Annotated in this window: 18 protein-coding genes, 1 tRNA gene and 1 riboswitch; of the genes, 10 read left to right on the top strand and 9 right to left on the bottom strand. The window is 62.7% G+C overall.

The genetic code is table 11. The features are described from left to right. Window positions 1–41: 41 nt before the first annotated feature. Complete coding sequence (gene ppk2 / locus NKH19_RS18515) at window positions 42–944, bottom strand: polyphosphate kinase 2 (protein ID WP_352870197.1); 903 nt, start codon at window positions 942–944, stop codon at window positions 42–44. Between the two features lie 117 nt (window positions 945–1061). Between ppk2 and NKH19_RS18510 the strand changes: the two genes are divergently transcribed. The 3 genes from NKH19_RS18510 (at window position 1062) to NKH19_RS18500 (ending at window position 4261) form a co-directional block, all read left to right on the top strand. Continuing rightward, entirely contained in the window at window positions 1062–2321 is a 1260-nt protein-coding gene (locus NKH19_RS18510) for an ATP-binding protein (protein WP_352870198.1), read from the top strand. Window positions 2322–2434: 113 nt separating this feature from the next. Then, a complete protein-coding gene (gene phoU / locus NKH19_RS18505; RefSeq protein ID WP_352870199.1) occupies window positions 2435–3160 on the top strand; it encodes a phosphate signaling complex protein PhoU in 726 nt (241 codons plus the stop codon). A gap of 90 nt (window positions 3161–3250) precedes the next feature. After that, a complete protein-coding gene (locus tag NKH19_RS18500) occupies window positions 3251–4261 on the top strand; it encodes a magnesium and cobalt transport protein CorA (protein WP_352870200.1) in 1011 nt (336 codons plus the stop codon). Between the two features lie 130 nt (window positions 4262–4391). Here the strand turns inward: NKH19_RS18500 and NKH19_RS18495 are convergent, their stop codons facing one another. Next, a complete protein-coding gene (locus NKH19_RS18495; RefSeq protein WP_056588322.1) occupies window positions 4392–4910 on the bottom strand; it encodes a GcrA family cell cycle regulator in 519 nt (172 codons plus the stop codon). Window positions 4911–5268: 358 nt separating this feature from the next. On the opposite strand from NKH19_RS18495, the gene NKH19_RS18490 reads away from it, so the two are divergent. The 3 genes from NKH19_RS18490 to NKH19_RS18480 all read left to right on the top strand — a co-directional run bounded on the left by NKH19_RS18490 (window position 5269) and on the right by NKH19_RS18480 (window position 8522). Then, window positions 5269–6468, top strand: a complete 1200-nt coding sequence (locus NKH19_RS18490; protein WP_352870201.1) for an aspartate aminotransferase family protein — start codon at window positions 5269–5271, stop codon at window positions 6466–6468. Window positions 6469–6485: 17 nt separating this feature from the next. Beyond that, window positions 6486–7397, top strand: a complete 912-nt coding sequence (gene argF / locus NKH19_RS18485; protein ID WP_352870202.1) for an ornithine carbamoyltransferase — start codon at window positions 6486–6488, stop codon at window positions 7395–7397. Between the two features lie 93 nt (window positions 7398–7490). Continuing rightward, the gene (locus NKH19_RS18480; protein WP_352870203.1) at window positions 7491–8522 is read left to right on the top strand and encodes an Hsp33 family molecular chaperone; all 1032 of its coding nucleotides are present in this window, start codon (window positions 7491–7493) and stop codon (window positions 8520–8522) included. A gap of 185 nt (window positions 8523–8707) precedes the next feature. Here the strand turns inward: NKH19_RS18480 and apaG are convergent, their stop codons facing one another. Further along, window positions 8708–9100, bottom strand: coding sequence for a Co2+/Mg2+ efflux facilitator ApaG/CorD (apaG, locus tag NKH19_RS18475; protein WP_352870204.1), 393 nt, complete (start codon window positions 9098–9100; stop codon window positions 8708–8710). A gap of 244 nt (window positions 9101–9344) precedes the next feature. On the opposite strand from apaG, the gene NKH19_RS18470 reads away from it, so the two are divergent. Continuing rightward, on the top strand, window positions 9345–10496 hold the full coding sequence (locus tag NKH19_RS18470; protein ID WP_352870205.1) for a ceramide glucosyltransferase: 1152 nt from the start codon (window positions 9345–9347) through the stop codon (window positions 10494–10496). 14 nt (window positions 10497–10510) lie between these two features. On the opposite strand, the gene NKH19_RS18465 is transcribed toward NKH19_RS18470, so the two are convergent. Next, the gene (locus tag NKH19_RS18465; RefSeq protein WP_352870206.1) at window positions 10511–11698 is read right to left on the bottom strand and encodes an O-succinylhomoserine sulfhydrylase; all 1188 of its coding nucleotides are present in this window, start codon (window positions 11696–11698) and stop codon (window positions 10511–10513) included. Between the two features lie 57 nt (window positions 11699–11755). Beyond that, window positions 11756–11833, bottom strand: a riboswitch (SAM riboswitch). An 82-nt stretch (window positions 11834–11915) separates the two neighbouring features. Here NKH19_RS18465 and NKH19_RS18460 point away from each other — a divergent pair. Continuing rightward, window positions 11916–13010 carry a 2'-deoxycytidine 5'-triphosphate deaminase gene (locus tag NKH19_RS18460; protein WP_352870207.1) on the top strand — a complete coding sequence of 365 codons (1095 nt, stop codon included), beginning with the start codon at window positions 11916–11918 and terminating at the stop codon, window positions 13008–13010. Between the two features lie 101 nt (window positions 13011–13111). Continuing rightward, a complete protein-coding gene (locus tag NKH19_RS18455; protein ID WP_352870208.1) occupies window positions 13112–13885 on the top strand; it encodes an ABC transporter substrate-binding protein in 774 nt (257 codons plus the stop codon). Window positions 13886–13931: 46 nt separating this feature from the next. Here the strand turns inward: NKH19_RS18455 and araD1 are convergent, their stop codons facing one another. The 4 genes from araD1 to chvE form a co-directional block, all read right to left on the bottom strand. Beyond that, the gene (araD1, locus tag NKH19_RS18450; RefSeq protein ID WP_352870209.1) at window positions 13932–14924 is read right to left on the bottom strand and encodes an AraD1 family protein; all 993 of its coding nucleotides are present in this window, start codon (window positions 14922–14924) and stop codon (window positions 13932–13934) included. Window positions 14925–15130: 206 nt separating this feature from the next. Beyond that, window positions 15131–16423, bottom strand: coding sequence for a multiple monosaccharide ABC transporter permease (gene mmsB / locus NKH19_RS18445; RefSeq protein WP_352870210.1), 1293 nt, complete (start codon window positions 16421–16423; stop codon window positions 15131–15133). Next, entirely contained in the window at window positions 16420–17952 is a 1533-nt protein-coding gene (gene mmsA / locus NKH19_RS18440) for a multiple monosaccharide ABC transporter ATP-binding protein (protein ID WP_352870211.1), read from the bottom strand. Before mmsA ends, mmsB begins: the two co-directional genes overlap by 4 nt. Before the next feature lie 123 nt (window positions 17953–18075). Then, window positions 18076–19146: a multiple monosaccharide ABC transporter substrate-binding protein gene (chvE, locus tag NKH19_RS18435; RefSeq protein ID WP_142868326.1), complete on the bottom strand. Its 1071-nt coding sequence runs from the start codon at window positions 19144–19146 to the stop codon at window positions 18076–18078. A 312-nt stretch (window positions 19147–19458) separates the two neighbouring features. Between chvE and NKH19_RS18430 the strand changes: the two genes are divergently transcribed. Continuing rightward, window positions 19459–20448 carry a LysR family transcriptional regulator gene (locus tag NKH19_RS18430; RefSeq protein ID WP_352870212.1) on the top strand — a complete coding sequence of 330 codons (990 nt, stop codon included), beginning with the start codon at window positions 19459–19461 and terminating at the stop codon, window positions 20446–20448. A 4-nt stretch (window positions 20449–20452) separates the two neighbouring features. Here the strand turns inward: NKH19_RS18430 and NKH19_RS18425 are convergent. After that, window positions 20453–20526: transfer RNA gene (locus tag NKH19_RS18425), tRNA-Gly, on the bottom strand. Between the last annotated feature and the right edge of the window lie 141 nt (window positions 20527–20667).

Raw genomic sequence — 20667 nt, 5'->3', positions numbered from 1 at the left:
TGCGCGGCGCAAAATGCGTCAATCCTGGTTCCCAGGCCAGCCTATTCTTTCAAAAACGACGGCCCTTCGCCGATGATCTTCTTGTCCTCCTTGCCGATTACGTCGAGATCGCGCCCGTCATAGGGCAGCGACAACAGGATGCGCCGCATGACCGCCAGCCGCGCGCGCCGCTTGTCATTGGCCCGCACGATGATCCACGGTGCGAACTCCTTGTGAGTGTGCTCGAACATGGTATCGCGCACCTCTGTATAATCGTCCCACTTGGTAATGCCGGCAACGTCGATCGGCGAAAACTTCCAGCTCTTCAGCGGGCTGTAGCGGCGATCGTGGAAGCGCTCGAGCTGGGTTTCCCGGCCGATGTTCAGCCAGAACTTGAAGAAGTGGATGCCCTCGTTGGAGATCATCCGTTCGAAATGCGGCGTCTCGTCGAGAAACTGCTCGTGCTGCCGCGGCGTGCAGAAACCCATCACCGGCTCGACGCCGGCACGGTTGTACCAGGATCGGTCGAAGGTGACGAATTCGCCAGATGTCGGGAAATGATCGACATAGCGCTGGAAATACCATTGCCCCATCTCGGTCGGGGTCGGCTTGGTCAGCGCCACATTGCGTGCCGTGCGCGGGTTGAGGTACTGGCGCACCACGAAGATCGTGCCGCCCTTGCCGGCGGCGTCGCGGCCCTCGAACAGCGCCATCACCCGCTTGCCGGTCGACTGCAGCCAGGCCTGCGCCTTGACCAGCTCGATCTGCAATTTCTCGAGCGTCTCGTCATACTCGTCGCTTTTCATCTTCTTGTCGTAGGGATAGCCGCCGGCGGTCAGCTTGTTGTCCTCGACCCAGCCGGGAAGCACGGGATTTTCGATGTCGAACTCCCGCTCCTTGCCGTCGATCCTGATCTTCAGCGGGCCCGAAGTCGGCGCGGCGGGACTTTCCTTGGCATTTTTCATCGAGACGAACCCTTTTCAGCTTCCGGACTCATGCTATTGGGAGCCTCCGGAGCGGTCCAGCGGAAGTTTCCGCCGCCGCGCGACCGGCGAATGCATGTGGTGCGGGCGCGCGAGCGAATGGCTGACCTGGAACAGAAAGGGATGGCGCAAACGCTGGCCATCCGGCTGTGGAACAGCCGCTGGCTGCTTGCGGCCGCCGTCGTCGCTGTTCTGATCGCCTTTGCCTTTGCGGGTATTTCTGCCTACGCACTGTTGCCGGCGCTGCTCCTGCTGCTTGCGGCGGCAATGCTGCCGGCCGCCGGCGCGCGCCAATCCAGCGAGAGCGGCGCGGCCATCGAGGCGATCGGCTTGCAGCGGCTCTCCGGTGAATATCTTGCGGCCGCCGTTGCCGATCCGCTGATCATCTTCGACCGGACCGCCACCATCGTGCATGCCAATGCCGCCGCCTATGCCGCCTTCGGCGGGATCGCGCCCGGCATGTCGCTGTCATTGAAGTTCCGGGCGCCGGAAATGCAAGCTCTGCTGGACGGCGTGCTGTCGGGCGATGTCGCCTCCGATGTCGTCGACTACACGGAGAAGCTGCCGGTCGAACGGGCTTACCGGGTGAGCGCGTCCTCGGTCGGTCATGCGACCGATCTCTACGTGCTGGTATTCAAGGACCAGAGCGAAACGCGCAGGATCGACCGCATGCGCGCCGACTTCATCGCCAATGCCAGCCACGAACTGCGTACGCCGCTCGCCTCCATCGCCGGCTTCATCGAAACGCTGCGCGGGCCGGCCCGCAACGATCCGGCGGCGCGCGATCGGTTCCTGCAGATCATGGAGAGCCAGACCAGTCGCATGGCGCGTCTGATCGACGATTTGTTGTCGCTGTCGCGGCTCGAGATGAAGCCTTATCTGAAGCCGGGAACCGAGGTCGATCTGCGCGAGACACTCGACAGCGTCATTGATTCACTCGGACCGCTGGCCAGGGAAAACAGCGTTGCCATCGAGCGGGATTATGCCGATGGGCCGCTCGATGTGCCCGGCGATCGCGACGAGCTTTTCCAGGTTTTCGAGAACCTCCTGGAGAACGCCTGCAAATACGGGCAGTCGGGCGGGCGCGTGGTGGTGTCGATCGCGCACGGCGATGCCGGCTCGGAGCCCGGCATCGACGTGACCATCAGGGATTTTGGCCCCGGCATTCCCGAGGAGCACATTCCGCGCATCACCGAGCGCTTCTATCGCGTCGATGTCGAGACCAGCCGGACCCAGAAGGGCACAGGCCTTGGCCTGTCTATCGTCAAGCATATCCTGACGCGCCACAATGCCAGGCTTTCGATCAAGTCCGAGGTTGGCAAGGGCGCCGCCTTCTCGGTTCATTTGCCGACGCACTGATATCGCCCTAGTTTAGAGGCGACTGTTTCTTTTTTCTGTCATCCGGCTAGCGTATCAGCGGGGATTCGAGGAACGACTCAAAATCAAAACACTCCATGGGAAGGCGTATTGCCATGCAGTCCGTGCACATCGTCAGCGCCTACGACGACGAGCTGAAATATCTGTCGAAGCGCATCGCCGCGATGGGCGGCCATGCCGAGCGCATGGTCGAGCAGGCAATCGCCGCTTTGGTCAATGCCGATCCTAGCCTCGCCGAGAAGGTCATCCGCGACGATGCCGTGCTGGATGAAGGGCAACGCGAAATCGACGATAAGGCGATCATCATCATTGCAAGGCGTCAGCCGATGGCGACGGATTTGCGCGAGATCGTCGGGACCATTCGCATCTCCGCCGACCTCGAACGGGTTGGCGACCTCGCCAAGAACGTTGCCAAGCGGGTGGTCGCCGTCACCGACGGACGCCAGCCGACCAGCCTGTTCCGCGGCCTCGAGGCCCTGGCCAACCTGGCGCTGACCCAGCTCAAGGAAGTGCTCGACGTCTACGCATCCCGCTCGGTAGAGAAAATCGGCTTCGTGCGCGACCGCGACGACCAGATCGATGCCATGTACACATCGCTGTTTCGCGAATTGCTGACCTACATGATGGAAGATCCGCGCAACATCACGCCCTGCACGCACCTGCTGTTCTGCGCCAAGAACATCGAGCGTATCGGTGACCACGCCACCAACATCGCCGAGACCATCTACTATATCGTCACCGGCGAGCAGTTGCCGGCCGAGCGGCCGAAGGGCGACAAGACCGACAAGATCGGTCTTTCCGAGACGCTGCCGGTGAAGTGAACGGCCGCCTCTCGAACCGTCACCCGAATTAAGCTAAGCTTTCCGGGCTTGCCTCTATCCTCGTCCGTGGATTTGCTTCGGGAGGTCGTGATGGAAAATGTTCGGAACCTGACCCCGGCGTCTGCGCCGATATCCGGCATTATCGCTTGCGGCGTCTACACGGCCGGGCGTCGCATCGCCGACATTCCCATCGAGGAAGCCGGCGAATGGGCGAAAAAATCCGGTCATGTCGTCTGGATTGGCCTGCTCGAGCCCGACCGCAACCTGCTGCTTCGCGTCCAGGCGCAGTTTCACCTGCATGAGCTGGCGATCGAGGATGCCGAGCACCCGCACCAGCGGCCGAAGATCGAGCAATATGGCGATGCACTGTTCATTGTCGCCCGCACCGCGCAGCTGATCGACGGCCGGGTCACCTTCGGCGAGACCCATTTGTTCGTCGGCAGCGGCTACATTGTCAGCGTCAGGCACGGCCCTTCGACCTCCTATGCCGCCGTTCGTCAGCATTGGGAAAGCTGCCCGCATTCGCTGGCCAAGGGCGAGGATTTCGTCCTCTACGCCATTCTCGATTTCATCGTCGACAATTACATGCCGGTGCTCGAGCAGATCGAGGACGAGGTCGAGGCGATCGAGGACAAGGTCCTGATGAAGCCGATGACCGGCCCGGACATCGAGCGCCTCTATATGCTGCGCCGCGATCTTTTGCGCCTGCGCAATGCGGCGCTGCCGCTGGTCGAGGTCTGCCGCCGGCTGACCAGCGCCGAGCTGCCGCAGATCCATACGGCCATGCATCCGCTGTTCCGCGATGTGACCGATCACATCCGCACCGTCCAGGAAAAGATCGACAGCCTGCGCGAGGTGCTGGCGTTCGCTTTCGAAGCCAGCCTGCTGGTCGGCCAGAGCCAGGAGACGGCCAACACCAAGAAGCTCGCCTCCTGGGCCGCCATCCTGGCGGTGCCGACGGCACTCGCCGGCATCTACGGCATGAATTTCAGCGATATGCCGGAACTGAAGATGGAATACGGCTACCCGATGGTGCTGGCCACGATCGCGCTGATCTGCGCGTTTCTCTACTGGCGGTTTCGCAAGAATGGGTGGCTGTGAAAGAGAGCGAATAGCGAATAGGGAGTAGCGAATAGCGAATAGCGAACACAAAACGGCTTGCTTCCTGTCCCAGAAGCCAAGCCGTTTCTATTCGCTATTCGCTATTCGCTATTCGCTATTCGCTATTCGCTCAGCGACTCCGCCGCCGTTCCGATGCCGGCTGGAACGCCACGCGGGCGTGGTACTTGCAGTAGGGGCCGGTTTCGGCGGCGTCGTTGCCGCAGAAATGGAAGTCCTCCGAAAGCGGATCGCCGTTCGGCCATTTGCAGGTCCGCTCGGTCAGCTCGACGAGCTGCAGATGCCGTGAGATCGGCAGCACGACATTCTCGACCGGGCGGATGTAGTGGCGTGCCACCGGTTCGGCGTCGAACTGCGTCTGCAAGGCAGTCGCGCCGATCGATGTCGTGACATGGCGCGTGGCGGTTGCGGCGCGCGATACCGATTTCTGAACGGTCGATCCTTGCGCCGCCTTCTTCTGGCGTGCCGGCGTGGCGGTCGAGCGCCCGCGGCCCGACAGTTTCAGCCGGTGCACCTTGCCGATGACCGCGTTGCGGCTGACCCCCCCAAGCTGCGCAGCAATCTGGCTTGCGCTCAGACCCTCCGACCACAGTTTCCTGAGAAGTTCTACCCGCTCGTCAGTCCAGTTCATGAGACCGCGCTCCTGCTAAGCGTGCGGCAATCGGAATCCATTCCCAACCCGGCAATATTTGCCGGGGCAGACACCACATATATCTGGTGATTAGGTCCGCCGCACGAAATCTAGTTATTTCTCGTCTACAACTACTCTATGCGCTGACTCGGTGACAAGAGTCCCAAGTGCAACACGAATCGGTTTTTTCGGTTTTCCCCAACTTGCCCGGTCGCTTATGAGCCGGCGTCTCGTCAGAGGGCTTGCCGCGCGGCACTACGCGACGTTTTCGTTGACTTCATGGCCGAAAAACAGGATAAGCCGCAAAGGCCGCCGCTTTGGCGGCTTTTTTGATTTTCCGGTACCGGAGACGCATATAATGAGCGGTTCGGCGCTTTACGAGACCTTTGCTCGCGCACCCCTGGCCTTCGACCACGGGGAAGGCACCTGGCTGGTTACCGACAAAGGCGAGCGATATCTCGATTTCGCCGGCGGCATCGCCGTCAATTCACTGGGCCACAGCCATCCGCATCTGGTGGCCGCACTCACCGAGCAGGCCGCCAAGCTCTGGCATGTCTCCAATCTCTATGAGATTCCGGGGCAGAGCCGGCTCGGCGAGCGGCTGGTGGACGCCACTTTCGCCGACAAGGTGTTCTTCACCAATTCGGGCGCCGAGGCGCTGGAATGCGCGATCAAGACGGCGCGGCGCTACCAGTTCGTCAATGGACATCCCGAGCGCTTCCGCGTCATCACCTTCGAAGGCGCCTTCCATGGCCGCACGCTGGCGACCATCGCGGCTGGCGGCCAGCACAAATATCTCGAAGGCTTCGGCCCCAAGGTCGAAGGTTTCGATCAGGTCGGTTTCGACGACATCGACGCCGCCGAAAAGGCGATCACGCCGGAGACGGCCGCCATCCTGATCGAGCCGGTGCAGGGCGAGGGCGGTATCCGTCCGGTGCCGACGCAATCGCTGAAGCGGCTCAGGCAATTGTGCGAACAGCACGGCCTGCTGTTGATCTTCGACGAGGTCCAGTGCGGCATCGGCCGCACCGGCAAGCTGTTCGCGCACGAATGGTCAGGGGTTACGCCAGACATCATGGCGATCGCCAAGGGCATTGGCGGCGGCTTCCCGATGGGCGCCTGCCTTGCCACGGACGAAGCGGCCGTCGGCATGACCGCGGGCGTGCATGGGACCACGTTCGGCGGTAACCCGCTGGCCATGGCTGTCGGCAACGCCGTGCTAGATGTCGTGCTGGAAGACGGCTTCCTCGAAGACGTCCAGCGCAAGGCGCTGCTGATGAAGCAGGGTCTCGCGTCGGTCGCCGACGAGTTTCCCGAGGTCATCGAGGACATCAGGGGCACCGGGCTGATGCTAGGCCTCAAATGCGCCATGCCCAACACCAAGGTGAACATGGCATTGCGCGACCAGCACCTGCTGGCGGTTCCGGCCGGCGACAACGTCATTCGCCTGTTGCCGCCGCTCACCGTCACCGACGCCGAGATCCACGACGCGCTCAACCGCATCCGCGCCGGCGCCAAGGGCCTGGCGGAGGCGATCGCCTCCGCCGCCGCGAAGTAATCCCGGAACCATTGCTGATGTCAGTTCGCCATTTCACCGATCTTTCCGCCGTTTCCGAAGGCGATCTGCGTCTTATGCTGGACGATGCGGTGGTGCGAAAGGCCCGCCTCAAGGCCGGCGAGCGCAGCAAGCCGCTCGAAGGCAAGGTGCTGGCGATGATCTTCGACAAGCCGTCGACCCGCACGCGTGTGTCCTTCGACGTCGGTATGCGCCAGCTTGGCGGCGAGACCATCATGCTGACCGGCACCGAGATGCAGCTCGGCCGTTCCGAGACCATCGCCGACACCGCCAAGGTGTTGTCGCGTTATGTCGACGCGATCATGATCCGCACCACCTCGCATGAGCGGCTGCTGGAGCTGACCGAGAATGCCACCGTGCCGGTGATCAACGGACTGACCGACGACACCCATCCCTGCCAGCTTATGGCTGATATCATGACTTTCGAGGAGCATCGCGGTCCGGTCGCCGGCAAGACCATCGCCTGGACCGGCGACGGCAACAATGTGCTGCATTCCTTGCTCGAAGCCTCCGCACGGTTCCGCTTCAACCTCAACGTCGCCGTGCCCGAGGGCAGTGAGCCGGCGCAGAAGCATATCGACTGGTCGCAGGCGCATGGCGGCAAGCTGCATTTCACCCGCTCGCCCGAGGAAGCCGTCGATCAGGCCGACTGCATCGTCACCGATTGCTGGGTGTCGATGGGCCAGGAGCATCGTGCCCGCGGCCACAACGTGTTCTCGCCCTACCAGGTCAATGCCAAGCTGATGGCGAAGGCCAAGCCGGACGCGTTGTTCATGCACTGCCTGCCGGCGCATCGCGGCGAGGAAGTGACCGACGAGGTCATCGACGGGCCGCATTCGGTGGTCTTCGACGAGGCCGAGAACCGGCTCCATGCCCAGAAGGCCGTGCTCGCCTGGTGCCTCGGCGCTTGATCTATGTGAGCTTGATCTCTGGGGGTGTGATGCCTATTTGCGCCACATCACGCAAATCAAGCGCGTTTCGACGCATGCTCCCGAGAGGGCGGCATGGCCGCGCCCTGGAGCTTTGTTATGTTGGAAACCTATCGAGTGACTGAACATCACCCCAAACTCGGCGAATTCGGCTACGCCGGCGACGATCACGTCGTGCCCTTCGAGGTAGGCCCGCTCGACGTGCGCGGTCGCACCGTCCAGCTCGGACCGATGCTCGACGCCATCCTCGGCCGCCACGACTATCCCGAGCCGGTCGCCCGGCTGCTGGCGGAAGCCTGTGTGCTGACGGTGCTGCTCGGCACCTCGCTCAAGTTCGAGGGCAAGTTCATCCTGCAGACCCGCACCGACGGGCCTGTCGACATGCTGGTCGCGGATTTTTCCACGCCCTCGGCGCTGCGCGCCTATGCGCGTTTCGATGCCGACCGACTGGAAGCGCTGGTCGCGGCGGGCGAAACGTCCCAGCAGACCCTGCTCGGCACCGGCGTGCTGGCGCTGACCATCGACCAGGGCGCTCACACGCAGCGCTATCAGGGTATCGTCCAGCTCGATGGCGAGACGCTGGAAGATGCGGCACGCACCTATTTCCGTCAGTCGGAGCAGATTCCGACCGATCTCAGGCTGTCGGTGGCCAAGCTCTTGACGCCCGGCCCGGGCGGCGCCCGCGAGCAGTGGCGCGCCGGTGGCATCCTGGCGCAGTTCCTGCCGCAGTCGCCCGAGCGCATGCGCGTGCCGGACCTGCCGGGCGGCGATGGCGATCCGCGCGAGGAGATCCACGATCCCGACGACAATTCCTGGCTGGAGTTGCTGGCGCTGCTCGGCACCATCGAGCCGACCGAACTGATCGACCCGACGATCGGCGCCGAGCGGCTGCTCTACAGGCTGTTCCACGAGCATGGCGTGCGCGTCTTCGGCGGCGTTCCGGTCGCCGACCAGTGCTCGTGCTCCCGGGACAAGATCCGCGGCATCCTCGAGGGCTTTTCCGCCCAAGAGATCAAGGACAGCACCGAGGACGGCGGCATTCACGTCGCCTGCGAATTCTGCTCGAAGCAATATGACTTCGACCCGGCGGAATTTGCGGCTCAGTAAAGTGTCCCTTCCTTCTCCCCGTTTACGGGGAGAAGGTGCCCGAAGGGCGGATGAGGGGCAGCGCGAACTTCGGCGAATGGCCGCGCCGTCCACTCGGATGCCTTGTGCGTGGAAGACAATCTCATCAGCCCGGCGGCGCCCCTCTGCCGGGCATTTCTCCCCGTACAGAGACGGGGAGAAAGACGCTAATTCACCGTCCGCCGCTTCCCCGGCAGGTCGAGTGAAAATGCGGGGATGGCGATGTCGAACGTCTCGCCCCGCTGGTTGCGCATCGTGTAGTGCCCGACCATGATGCCGGAGGGTGTCGAGAGCGGGCAACCGGACGTGTACTGGTAGCTGTCGCCGGGATTGAGTTCGGGTTGGTCGCCGACGACGCCAGGGCCGCGTACCTCTTCGACCCTGCCGGTGCCATCGGTGATGTGCCAATAGCGCGACAACAGCTGGACGGAATCGTCCGACTGATTGTCGATCGTTATCTGATAGCCCCAGACATAGCGGTTCTCGGACGGATCCGAACGGTCCTCCAGATAGAACGGCCTGACCTGCACTTCGATGTTGCGCGTGACGGTGCTGTACATAAGCAGCTCCAAAACAATCCAGTATCTTTCGGCGCTCCTTGCAGGCTGGTCAACGGTGCGCGTCCTTTCATTGCCTACCGAACGGCAGGTGCCGGCAAAGAATGTCATTTAAGTGACACACGACAATGATGGTGTGCGCCGACCAGTGCCGCGCGACTCGGGCGCTCTGTCGAACTGTTGAAATCGGTCGTCATGCCAGCCAGATTGTTCTGGCGGACCGGTTTTCTGGAGTGACCGGATCTCGATGGAACTCACTCTCATAGCCGCCACGCTTTCAATTGCTCTTATCCTCTCAAATCTCGCCAGCATCGTGCTTGCCGCTTCGCGTCTGAAACGGCGCCGCATTATCGCGCCGCCGACCGGCAAGCCGCGGCCGGTGTCGATCATCGTGCCGTCGCGTGGCATTGAACCGTTCACGCACGAGACGCTGGAGCGCGCCTTCTCGCTTGATTGGCCGCGCTACGAGCTGATCTTCTGCGTCGCCCATGCCGACGATCCGGTAGTCAAACCGATAAACAGGGCGATTGCCCGGTTTCCCAAGGTGCCGGCCCGGCTGATGATCGGCGACGACCGCTTCAGCGCCAATCCGAAACTCAACAATTGCGTCAAGGGTTGGGAAGCGGCGCGGCACGACTGGGTCGTCCTGGCCGATTCCAACGTGTTGATGCCGAGAGACTACATCCAGCACCTGATGGCTGCATGGCGGCCCGACACCGGCCTTGTCTGTTCGACGCCGATCGGCTCGCGGCCGGCCGGCTTCTGGGCTGAAGTCGAATGCGCTTTCCTCAACACGCTGCAGGCGCGCTGGCAATATGCCGGCGAGGCGCTTGGCCTTGGCTTTGCCCAGGGCAAGAGCATGCTCTGGAACAAGCCGATGCTCGACGCCAATGGCGGCATCCGCGCGTTGGCCGCCGAGATCGCCGAGGACGCCGCCGCGACCAAGCTGGTCAACGGCCTCGGCCTGCGCGTCAATCTCGTCGCCGCGCCCTTCGAACAGCCGCTTGGCCGGCGCACGTTCGACGAGATCTGGTCACGTCAGGCCCGTTGGGCGCGCCTGCGCCGCGTCACCTTCCCGCTGTTCTTCGCACCCGAAATCCTGACTGGCGCGGCGGTGCCGCTGGTGCTGGCGCTGATTGCGGCGGCAAGCGCCGGCTTCAGCCTCTGGGCAACCGCCATTGCCGTGCTGGCGGCCTTCTACCTTCCCGAGTGCGCCCTGGCCTGGTCCAAGGGCTGGTACCTGTCGCGACGCATGGTTGCCGCGATCATGGCCCGCGACCTGATCCTGCCGGCGATGTGGGCACGCGGCTGGCTCGGCGGTGCCGTCGACTGGCGCGGCAACGCGATGACCATCGGGACCAAGGCGGCCGAGCTGGAAGAGACGCCGTCCGGCGCCTGAAAGCCAAAGCCCTCTTACGAGGCCTTCAGCGCCTGTTCGATATCCTCAAGCAGATCGTCGGTGTCTTCCAGGCCGACGGACAGTCTGAGCGTGCCCGGCCCGATGCCGAGCTCGGCACGCGCTTCGTCGCTCAGGTTCTTGTGCGTCGTCGTCGCCGGATGGGTGATCAGGCTCTTGGCGTCGCCGAGGTTGTTGGAGATCAGCACGATGTCGAGCGCGTTCTGCAAGGCGAAGGCCGCCTGCTTGCCGCCCTTGACGTCAAGGCAGATCAGCGTCGAGCCGCCCGACATCTGCTTCTTGACGATATCGGCCTGCGGGTGGTCGGCGCGGCCGGGATAGATGACGCGGGCAATTTCCGGCCGCTCGGCGAGGAAATCCGCGATCCGGCCCGCGCTTTCCGTCTGCTGGCGCACGCGCAGCGGCAGCGTTTCCAGCCCCTTCAGCAGCGTCCAGGCGTTGAAGGGCGACAGGCTGGGCCCGGTGTGGCGGAAATAATCGTGCAGGTTCTCGTCGATCCACTTCTTGTCCGACAGGATGACGCCGCCGAGACAGCGCCCCTGGCCGTCAATGTGCTTGGTCGCCGAATAGACGACGATGTGGGCGCCGAGTTGCAGCGGCTTCTGCTGCAAGGGCGTGGCGAAGACATTGTCGACGATCAGCCTGGCGCCGATCGAATTGGCGAGCGAGGCAACCGCGGCGATGTCGACCACTTCCAGCGTCGGGTTGGTCGGGCTTTCCAGGAAGAACAGCTTGGTGTTCGGCTTGACCGCCTTTTCCCAATTGGCGATGTCGGTGCCGTCGACCAGCGTCGCCTCGATGCCGTATCTTGGCGCCAGCGTCTCGACCACCCAGCGGCAGGAGCCGAACAGCGCGCGCGCCGCCACGATATGGTCGCCGGCCTTGGCGCTGCACAGCAGCGCTGCCGTCACCGCGGCCATGCCGGAGGCGGTGGCGCGGGCGTCCTCGGCACCTTCGAGCGCGCACATGCGCTTTTCGAACATGTCGACGGTCGGATTGGCGTAGCGCGAATAGATGAAGCCCGGCTCCTCGCCCTTGAAACGGGCTTCGGCGGCCTGCGCCGTTTCATAGACGTAGCCCTGGGTGAGGTAAATCGCTTCCGACGTTTCGCCGAAACCGGAACGCAGCGTTCCGCTGTGCACGAGTGCCGTTTGAGGCTTCCAGTTGCGCTTGTTGGTGCTCATCGCTCTTCTTCCAGACACAAAAAAACCGGCCGCGAAAGTCGCAACCGGTCCATACGGCCTTGCGGCCCGACGGTCCTTTAGCGACTTGTTTAACGTGGCTGCAAGCCGACCGGCCAAATCACCACGGGATAACGACCCTTTAGACCCGCGCCACGCTTGCGTCAATTGCCGGCTTGATTAAGAGGTTTGTACCAGCGGCGTTGCAGCGGAGCCGGCTTTGCGGCAAACAGGCATTCTTCCAGATCAGGACATTTCGGCGCTCTTCCAGTCCGGCGCGCTGAAGTCGGCACGTGCGCTCGATGCCGACCAGATCCAGCCGGCCAGCCTCGATCTCCGGCTCGGCGACAAGGCCTGGCGGGTGCGTGCCTCCTTCCTGCCGGGCCCCAACCACAAGGTCTCGGAAAAGCTCGACCGGCTGAAGCTGCACGAGATCAATCTGGCCGAGGGCGCGGTGCTGGAGACCGGCTGCGTCTATATCGTGCCCTTGCTCGAAAGCCTGGCATTGCCGGCGGACATTTCGGCCTCGGCCAATCCCAAGAGCTCGACCGGGCGGCTCGACATCTTCACCCGCGTCATGACCGATCGCGGCCACGAGTTCGACAAGATCGCCGCCGGCTATCATGGTCCGCTCTATCTGGAGGTCAGCCCGCGCACCTTCCCGATCGTCGCGCGCACCGGTTCGCGACTGTCGCAGATCCGTTTCCGCACCGGCAATGCGCTGCTGTCGGAAGCCGAACTTCACCAGTTGCATCGCGCGCAGATCCTGGTTGCCACCGAGCCGCCCAACATTTCCGGCGGCGGCATCGCGCTGTCGATCGACCTCAACGGCGATCGAAACGGCCTTGTCGGCTACCGCGGCAAGCATCACACCGGTCTCATCGACGTCGACAAGCGCGCCGCGCAGGAGGTCGTCGACTTCTGGGAGCCGATCCACAAGAGCGGCGCTGGCGAACTGGTGCTCGACCCCGATGAATTCTATATTCTTGTGAGCCAGGAAGCGGTGCATGTGCCGCCGCTCTACGCCGCCGAGATGACGCCCTTCGATCCGCTGGTCGGTGAATTCCGCGTCCACTATGCCGGCTTCTTCGATCCGGGCTTCGGCCACTCGGCGTCCGGTGGCACCGGCAGCCGGGCGGTGCTGGAAGTGCGCAGCCACGAAGTGCCGTTCATCCTCGACCATGGCCAGATCGTCGGCCGGCTGGTCTACGAGCACATGCTGAAGCGGCCACGGGCACTCTATGGCACCGATCTCGGCTCCAACTACCAGGCGCAGGGTTTGAAGCTGTCCAAGCATTTCCGCCCCGCGCGCTGAACCCCCATTGCCAGCTGGCAAAATACTTGCCTGCGCCGGCTCGCCATGCTTGGCTGCCTTTCTGGTCGTCAGGCTGGCGGCGTTCAAGGGGAACCAAGAAAATGCAGATTTCGAAACGGATCATATCGGCGGCGGGCGCTGCCATGCTGGTGATGGCGGCCAGCTCTCTGTCGGTGCAGGCAGCTGAGAAAATCAAGATAGGCACCGAGGGCGCCTATCCGCCATTCAATACCATTACAGCGGACGGCAAGGTCGAAGGCTTCGATATCGACATCGCCAACGCGCTGTGCGCGCAGATGAAGGTCGAGTGCGAAATCGTTACCCAGGACTGGGACGGCATCATTCCCGCCCTGCAGGCGAAGAAGTTCGACGCCATCATCGCCTCGATGAGCATCACCGAGGAGCGCAAGAAGCAGGTCGCTTTCACCAACAAATATTATACGACACCGCTCGCTCTGGTGGCGCCGAAGGACAGCGATCTCACCTCGACCGAACCGGCGGCCCTTGCAGGCAAGACGGTCGGCGCCCAGGCCTCGACCACGCAGGCCGACTATGCCCAGAATACCTATGGCAAGGCGGGCGCCGAGGCAAAACTCTACCCGACCCAGGAAGAAGCGATCACCGACCTGACCAACGGCCGGCTAGACGCCGTGATCTCGGACAAGTTCGTGCTGATGGATTGGTTGAAGAAGGCAAGCGACGGCTGCTGCAAACTGGTCGGTGACGTCAAGGGCACGGAGACACAAGCCGGCATTGCCGTCCGCCTGGAAGACACGGCATTGCGCGACAAGCTCAATGCGGCCATCGACGCGATCGTCGCCGACGGCACCTACAAGAAGATCCAGGCCAAGTATTTCGACTTCGATATTTATTGAGACGTCGAAGCTGCCGATCTCCTCCCCTTGGGGGGAGATCACCCTTTCAAAGCGCCTTCACCGCCACCTTCACCGGCTGCTCGATCTCGAGCGGATTGCGCAGCGGCAGGCCGAAATCCTTGGCCTCGATCTCGAACACGTCGCCGGCTTCAGTACTGATGCCGTCGGCGAAGGACAGCGTCGCCGTGCCGAACATGTGCACATGCACGTCGCCCGGCTGGCGGAAAGCCGCATATTTGAAGTGGTGATGTTCGAGATTGGCGATGGTGTGCGACATGTTCGCTTCGCCGGACAGGAACGGCTTTTCCCACAGCACGTCGTTGTCGCGCAAGATGCGCGAGGTGCCTCTGATATCGGACGGCAGGTCGCCGATCAGGATCTCCGGCCCGAACGAAGCGTTGCGCAGCTTGGAATGGGCGAGGAACAGATAATTCACGCGTTCGGTGACGTGGTCGGAAAACTCGTTCGACAGGGTGAAGCCGACGCGGAACGGTGCGCCGTCATCGCCGATGACGTAGATGCCGGCCACCTCGGGCTCTTCGCCGGCGTCCTTGGCGAAAGCCGGTGACAAGAGCGCCGCACCTGGCGCCACCGCCATCGTGCCGTTGCCCTTGTAGAACCATTCCGGCTGCACGCCGATCTGGCCTTTCGCGGGCTTGCCGCCCTCCAGCCCCATGCGGAACATCTTCATGGAATCGGTCAGCTGCTCCTCGCCGTCGGCGCTGAGCTTCTTGTGCATGGAATCGCGTGTCGCGGCTGAGCCGAGATGCGTCAGTCCGGTGCCGGTCAGGTGCAGATGCGCCGGGTCGGGATGGTTGATCGGCGACAGCAGCCGTCCTTTCTTGTAGGCCGCCTCGAGATCGACCGTTTCGCCAAGCCCCTTGCGTTCGATCAGCGCGACGAGACCGACGCCGGTACGCGCGGCCTCCATCGCCAGCGAGTAGACGCTGCGGGCGCCGTTGATGATCCGGGTCTTGCCGCCGTTGCGGGCAACGACACGGATGGTCTCGGCGTCATCGAGAATCTGGGAGATCAGCATGATGAATCCTCTCTCATTTGTCTTGGCCCGGTTGCCGTTTGGCAAACCCTAACCCGCGCGGCTCGGACCTCGCCGCGCCACGGGTTGAACTCGTCGTCCGGATTGCGCCCGCGAGCTTGGTCCCCGAGGGACTTCTTGACGCCGGCGGGTTGCCGGCAGCATCGCGATCTAGACCCGTATGCTTTCCTCGTTGCCTCGCTGGCCCGTCAAACCTTGTTCTTGTTGTAGACGTCGAAGATCACGGCGCCGAGCAGCACCAGGCCTTTGACGACCTGCTGCCAGTCGACATTGACGCCCATGATCGACATGCCGTTGTTCATCACGCCCATGATGAAGCCGCCGACCACCGCGCCGATGACCTGACCGACGCCGCCCATCGCCGAGGCGCCGCCGATGAAGACGGCGGCAATCACATCGAGTTCGCTACCGAGGCCGGCAGCCGGCACCGCCTGTCCCAGCCGCGCCGCGATGATCAGGCCGCCAAGTGCCGACAGCACGCCCATATTGACGAACACCATCAGCGTCAGCCGTTCTGTCTTGATGCCTGACAGCTGCGCGGCCTTGGCGTTGCCGCCCATCGCATAGATGCGGCGGCCGATGGTCATGCGCTTGGTGACGAAGACGAACAGCGAGATCAGCACGCCCATGACGAGCAGCACCACCGGCAGGCCCCTGTAGCTGGCGAACTGGTAGACCAGGAACAGCGCCAGCGCGCTACCCACCAGCGTCTTGATGACGAACAGGGGAAAGGGCTCGGCCTCATAGCCATGGCGTTCGCGTTTGCGTCGTGTCCTCAGCCCGAAATAGGCGTAGGCCAGCACAGCGATCAGGCCCAGCACGATCGTCGTCATGTGCAGCGTCAGGCCGCTGCCGATAATGGTCTTGCCGGCCGCGTTCACCGTCGGCGGGATGAGCGTCAGTGGCCCGATGACATCCGGGATGAAGCCCGAGCTGAGGGCCTTGAAGCCGTCGGGAAGTGGTCCCACCGAGGATCCGCCGCCCAGCAGCGCCTGGCAGATGCCGCGGAAGATCAGCATGCCGGCCAGCGTGACGATGAAGCTCGGTATTCGGTGATAAGCAATCCAGTAGCCTTGCGCCGCGCCGATCGCGCCACCCACGATGAGGCAGATGATCGACACCACCAGCGGATTGCTGAACGGCCCGAGCGGCCAGATGACCATCATCATCGCCGCCAATGCGCCGATGAAGCCGGCGACGGAGCCGACGCTGAGATCGATATGGCCGGAGACGATCACCAGCAGCATGCCCAGCGCCATCACGATGATGAACGAGTTCTGCTGCACCAGATTGCTCAGGTTCACCGGTTTGAACAGCGTTCCGGAGGTGGTGAACTGGAAGAACACCATGATGGCGATCAGCGCCAGTATCAGGCCGTATTCGCGCAGGTTCGTCGTCAGCGCCGAGACGGCGATACGTGGACGCTGCGGCACGTCTTCGGCGACTTTGCTCTGCGGGGCGGGGGCGCTTTCGGTGCTCATGCTGCTTTTCCTTCTCCCCGGACGATGGCGCGCATTATTTTTTCCTGGCTGGCGTCCGCCGCGGGCATTTCGCCGACAATGCGGCCTTCGTTCATGACGTAGATGCGGTCGGTGATGCCGAGCAGTTCTGGCATTTCCGACGAGATGACCACGATCGCCTTACCTTCGGCGGCGAGGCGGGCGATGATCGTGTAGATTTCGTATTTGGCGCCAACGTCGATGCCGCGCGTCGGCTCGTCGAGAATCAGCACGTCCGGGTCGGCGAATAGCCATTTCGACAGCACCACCTTCTGCTGGTTGCCGCCGGAAAGATTGCCGGTCATCTGATAGACACTCGAAGCGCGGATATTGGTCTTCTTGCGATAGTCGTTGGCGACGGAGAGCTCGCGCATGTCGTCGATCACGCTATGGCGCGACACGCCGCCCAGATTGGCCAGCGTGATGTTGTGCTTGATATGGTCGATGAGGTTGAGGCCGTAGGTCTTGCGGTCCTCGGTGACGTAGGCAATTCCGTGTTCGACTGCCCGGCTCACCGAGGAGACATCGATCGGCTTGCCCTTGAGCAGCACCTCGCCAGTGATATGGCGGCCATAGGAGCGGCCGAACAGGCTCATCGCGAATTCGGTGCGGCCGGCGCCCATCAGTCCGGCAATGCCGACCACTTCGCCCTTGCGCACATTGATGTCGATGCCCTTGATCACCTGCCGGTCGGCATGGAGCGGGTGATAGACCGACCAGTTCCTCACTTCGAACACGACCTCGCCGATGTCAGGCTCGCGCGGCGGATAGCGGTCGTCGAGCGACCGGCCCACCATAGAGGTGATGATGCGGTCTTCCGAGATGTCCTTCTTGGCCAGTGTCTCGATGGTGCGCCCGTCGCGGATGACGGTGACCTTGTCGGCGACCCGATTCACCTCGTTGAGCTTGTGCGAGATCAGGATCGAGGTCATGCCTTGCCGTTTGAATTCGAGCAGAAGGTCGAGCAGCGCCTGGCTGTCCTTTTCGCTGAGCGATGCCGTCGGCTCGTCGAGGATCAGCAGCTTGACTTCCTTGCTCAGCGCCTTGGCGATCTCGACCAATTGCTGCTTGCCGACACCGATATTGGTGATCAGCGTCTTGGGGTCCTCCTTGAGGCCCACCTTCTTCAACAGGGCGCTGGTGCGCGCCTCGTTGGCATTCCAGTCGATGACGCCATATCTGGCGTGCTCGTTGCCGAGGAAAATGTTTTCGGCGATCGACAGCATCGGCACCAGGGCAAGCTCCTGGTGGATGATGACGATGCCCTTGTGTTCGCTGTCGTGGATGCCTTTGAAATGGCATTCCTGGCCATTGAAGATGATCTGGCCGTCATAGGTGCCTGTGGGATAGACGCCCGACAGCACCTTCATCAGCGTCGACTTGCCGGCGCCGTTCTCGCCGACCACGGCATGGATCTCGCCTTCCTCCACGCTAAGGTTGACGTTCGACAGCGCCTTCACGCCGGGGAACGTCTTGGTGATGTCGCGCATCTCCAAAATCGTCGAGACCATGGGGACTACCGCTCCTTGAGAGCTCGGCAAACACTGCCGGCGAGGTCGGTAAACAATACCGGGCTCGCTGGTTAACGAAAAGGGGTCCTGCGTTGCGCAGGACCCCTGATTTTGTAACCGGGGTTACTTCAGTTCGTCGGCCTTGATGTAGCCGGAGTCGACGACCAGTGCCTGGTAGTTCGACTTGTCGACGTCATGCGGCGTCAAGAGGATCGAGGGGACGACCTTGACGTCGTTGTTGTAGGTCTTTTCATCAAGGCCGTCCGGCTTGCCGCCCGAGAGCACCTTGTCGACGAGCTCGACGGTGGCCTTGGCCAGTTCACGGGTGTCCTTGAACACGGTCGAGTACTGCTCGCCCGAGATGATCAGCTTGACCGAGGCGGTCTCGGCATCCTGGCCGGTCACGATCGGCCAGGGCTGTGCGTCCGTGCCGTAGCCGACGGCGCGCAGCGAGGCGGTGATGCCGCGCGACAGGCCATCATAGGGCGACAGAACGCCATCGACGCGGCTGCCGTCCGAATAGTTGGCCGACAGCAGATTGTCCATGCGCGCCTGGGCGGTGGCGGCGAGCCAGCGCAGCGTGCCGACCTTGTCCATGCCGGTCTGGCCGGACTTGATCTTGATCGAGCCGTCGTCGATCAGCGGCTGCAGAACGGAGATAGCACCGTTGTAGAAGAAGAAGGCGTTGTTGTCGTCGGGCGAGCCGCCGAACAGTTCGACGTTCCACGGCTTGGTGTTCGGGAAACGCTCCTTGAGGCCCTTGACCAGCGAATTCGCCTGGATGACGCCGACGCCGAAATTGTCGAAGGTGGTGTAGTAATCGACATTGGCGGTCTTCTTGATCAGGCGGTCATAGGCGACGACGACGACGCCCGCGTCAGCGGCCTTCTGCAGCGCATCCGACAGGGTGGTGCCGTCGATCGAGGCGATGATCAGCGCCTTTGGGCCCTTGGTGATTTCGTTTTCCAGCTGGCTGAGCTGGTTGGGGATGTCGTCCTGCGCGTATTGCAGGTCGACGGTGTAGCCGAGAGCCTCGAGCTGGGACTTGACGGCGTCGCCGTCGTTGATCCAGCGCTGCGAGGTCTTGGTCGGCATCAGCACGCCGACAAGACCCTTGTCGGCTGCGTGCGCCGAGTAGGTCATGGCAGCGATGCCAAGGGCCGCGACGGCGGCCAATGTCTTGATGATCTTCACTTTTACTCTCCCTGGTTGATGGACGCGGCACCCCGGGGGTCGCGGGCCGCGCAATCGTGCAGAAGTGCCAAGGCACTGCTGCCGTCATATCGATCTCCGGTATCCTCCCATGGCCCCGAAGCGCTGATTTCAATCGATACGATTTTACTCGTCATCGACCGTCACGTCTCGGAACGCGCGAAGGGTGTGATCCTTTGCCATAACTGTCAAATGCGATCTTTGATGGTTGCTATATCGCGTTTGGTATGTGCTATGAGGCGAAATGGACCGGCGCGACCACCGGCGGCGGTAAGGGGAAGTAAGGGAAAGGCGATGGCCGCGCTACGCAATTCTAGTTCGATTTCAAACCGTTACAGCGAAATTCCGGGCGATGGCGAAACCCTGCTGCGCAGCGGTCTCAGTCTGCGTCATATGCGCATGATCGTCGCGCTTGACGACCATGGCCGCGTCAGCGCGGCGGCCCAGGTCATGAACATTTCGCAGCCGGCGGCCTCGCGCATGATCGGCGAGATGGAGGCGGTGCTCGAGGTCAAGCTGTGTGAAAGGCTGCCGCGCGGCATCACGTTGACCCCCTATGGGAAGGCGTTGGCAAGGCGCGCGCGCTCGATCCTGCTGGAGATGCGCGAGGTTGACCGCGAGATTTCCGAGCTCAAGTCGGGCAAGGGCGGTTCGGTGTTCCTGGGTGCGGTGACGGCGCCCGCGATCGAACTGGCAGTGCCGGCAATCCGCGAAATCCGCCGCATCTATCCGCGCATCGAGATCACCATGCAGGTCGAGACCTCCAACGTGCTGGCGCGCGAGCTGATCGCCACGCGCCATGATTTCATCATCGCGCGCATCCCGGACGATCTCAATCCGCGGCTGTTCGAGTCGCGCGTCATCGGTGTCGAGAAGGCCTGCCTGATCGTGCGACGGGGCCACCCCCTCACCAAGGGCAAGGCGGTGCGGCTGGAGGACACCGCCGCCTATGACTGGGTTTTCCAGTCGGGCGGCTCGCCCTTGCGCCAGGCGATGGAGAGCAATTTCCTCAACCGCAACATCGCTTTGCCGGACCGGATCCTCAACACCAGCTCACTGCTCCTGACGCTGGTCATGGTCGCGCAGTCCGATGCCATTGCGCCGGTCTCGGTCCAGGTGGCGAAATTCATCCAGAATCCCGACGGGCTGGCCGGTGCCATCGACGTCGTCCAGACCGAATTCGACATCGAGGTCAGGCCCTACAGCCTGATCACGGTCAGGAACCGCGTGCTGTCGCCGGCCGCCAAGATGCTGCACGACTTCATCTTGCGCGAGGTGGGATGATTGCTGGAGCGGGTAGCGGGAATCGAACCCGCGCGTTCAGCTTGGGAAGCTGACAAGCTACCATTACATCATACCCGCACGTCTCCTCGTTACCATGAGGGTTAGCCTTCGGGCAATCGCAAAGCGGTCCGTTCCAGGGCAATCGGGTGAGTTAACGCGTGACAAGGGGTTTAGGAGCTGAATCTGTCGAGAGCATCTGATTCTTTGGAGGATGCTTTG

The sequence above is a fragment of the Mesorhizobium sp. M1338 genome (genome assembly GCF_040318045.1).
Classification (GTDB): domain Bacteria; phylum Pseudomonadota; class Alphaproteobacteria; order Rhizobiales; family Rhizobiaceae; genus Mesorhizobium.
Note: the sequence above shows the minus strand (reverse complement) of the source record. Positions and strands in the feature narration are given on the sequence as shown.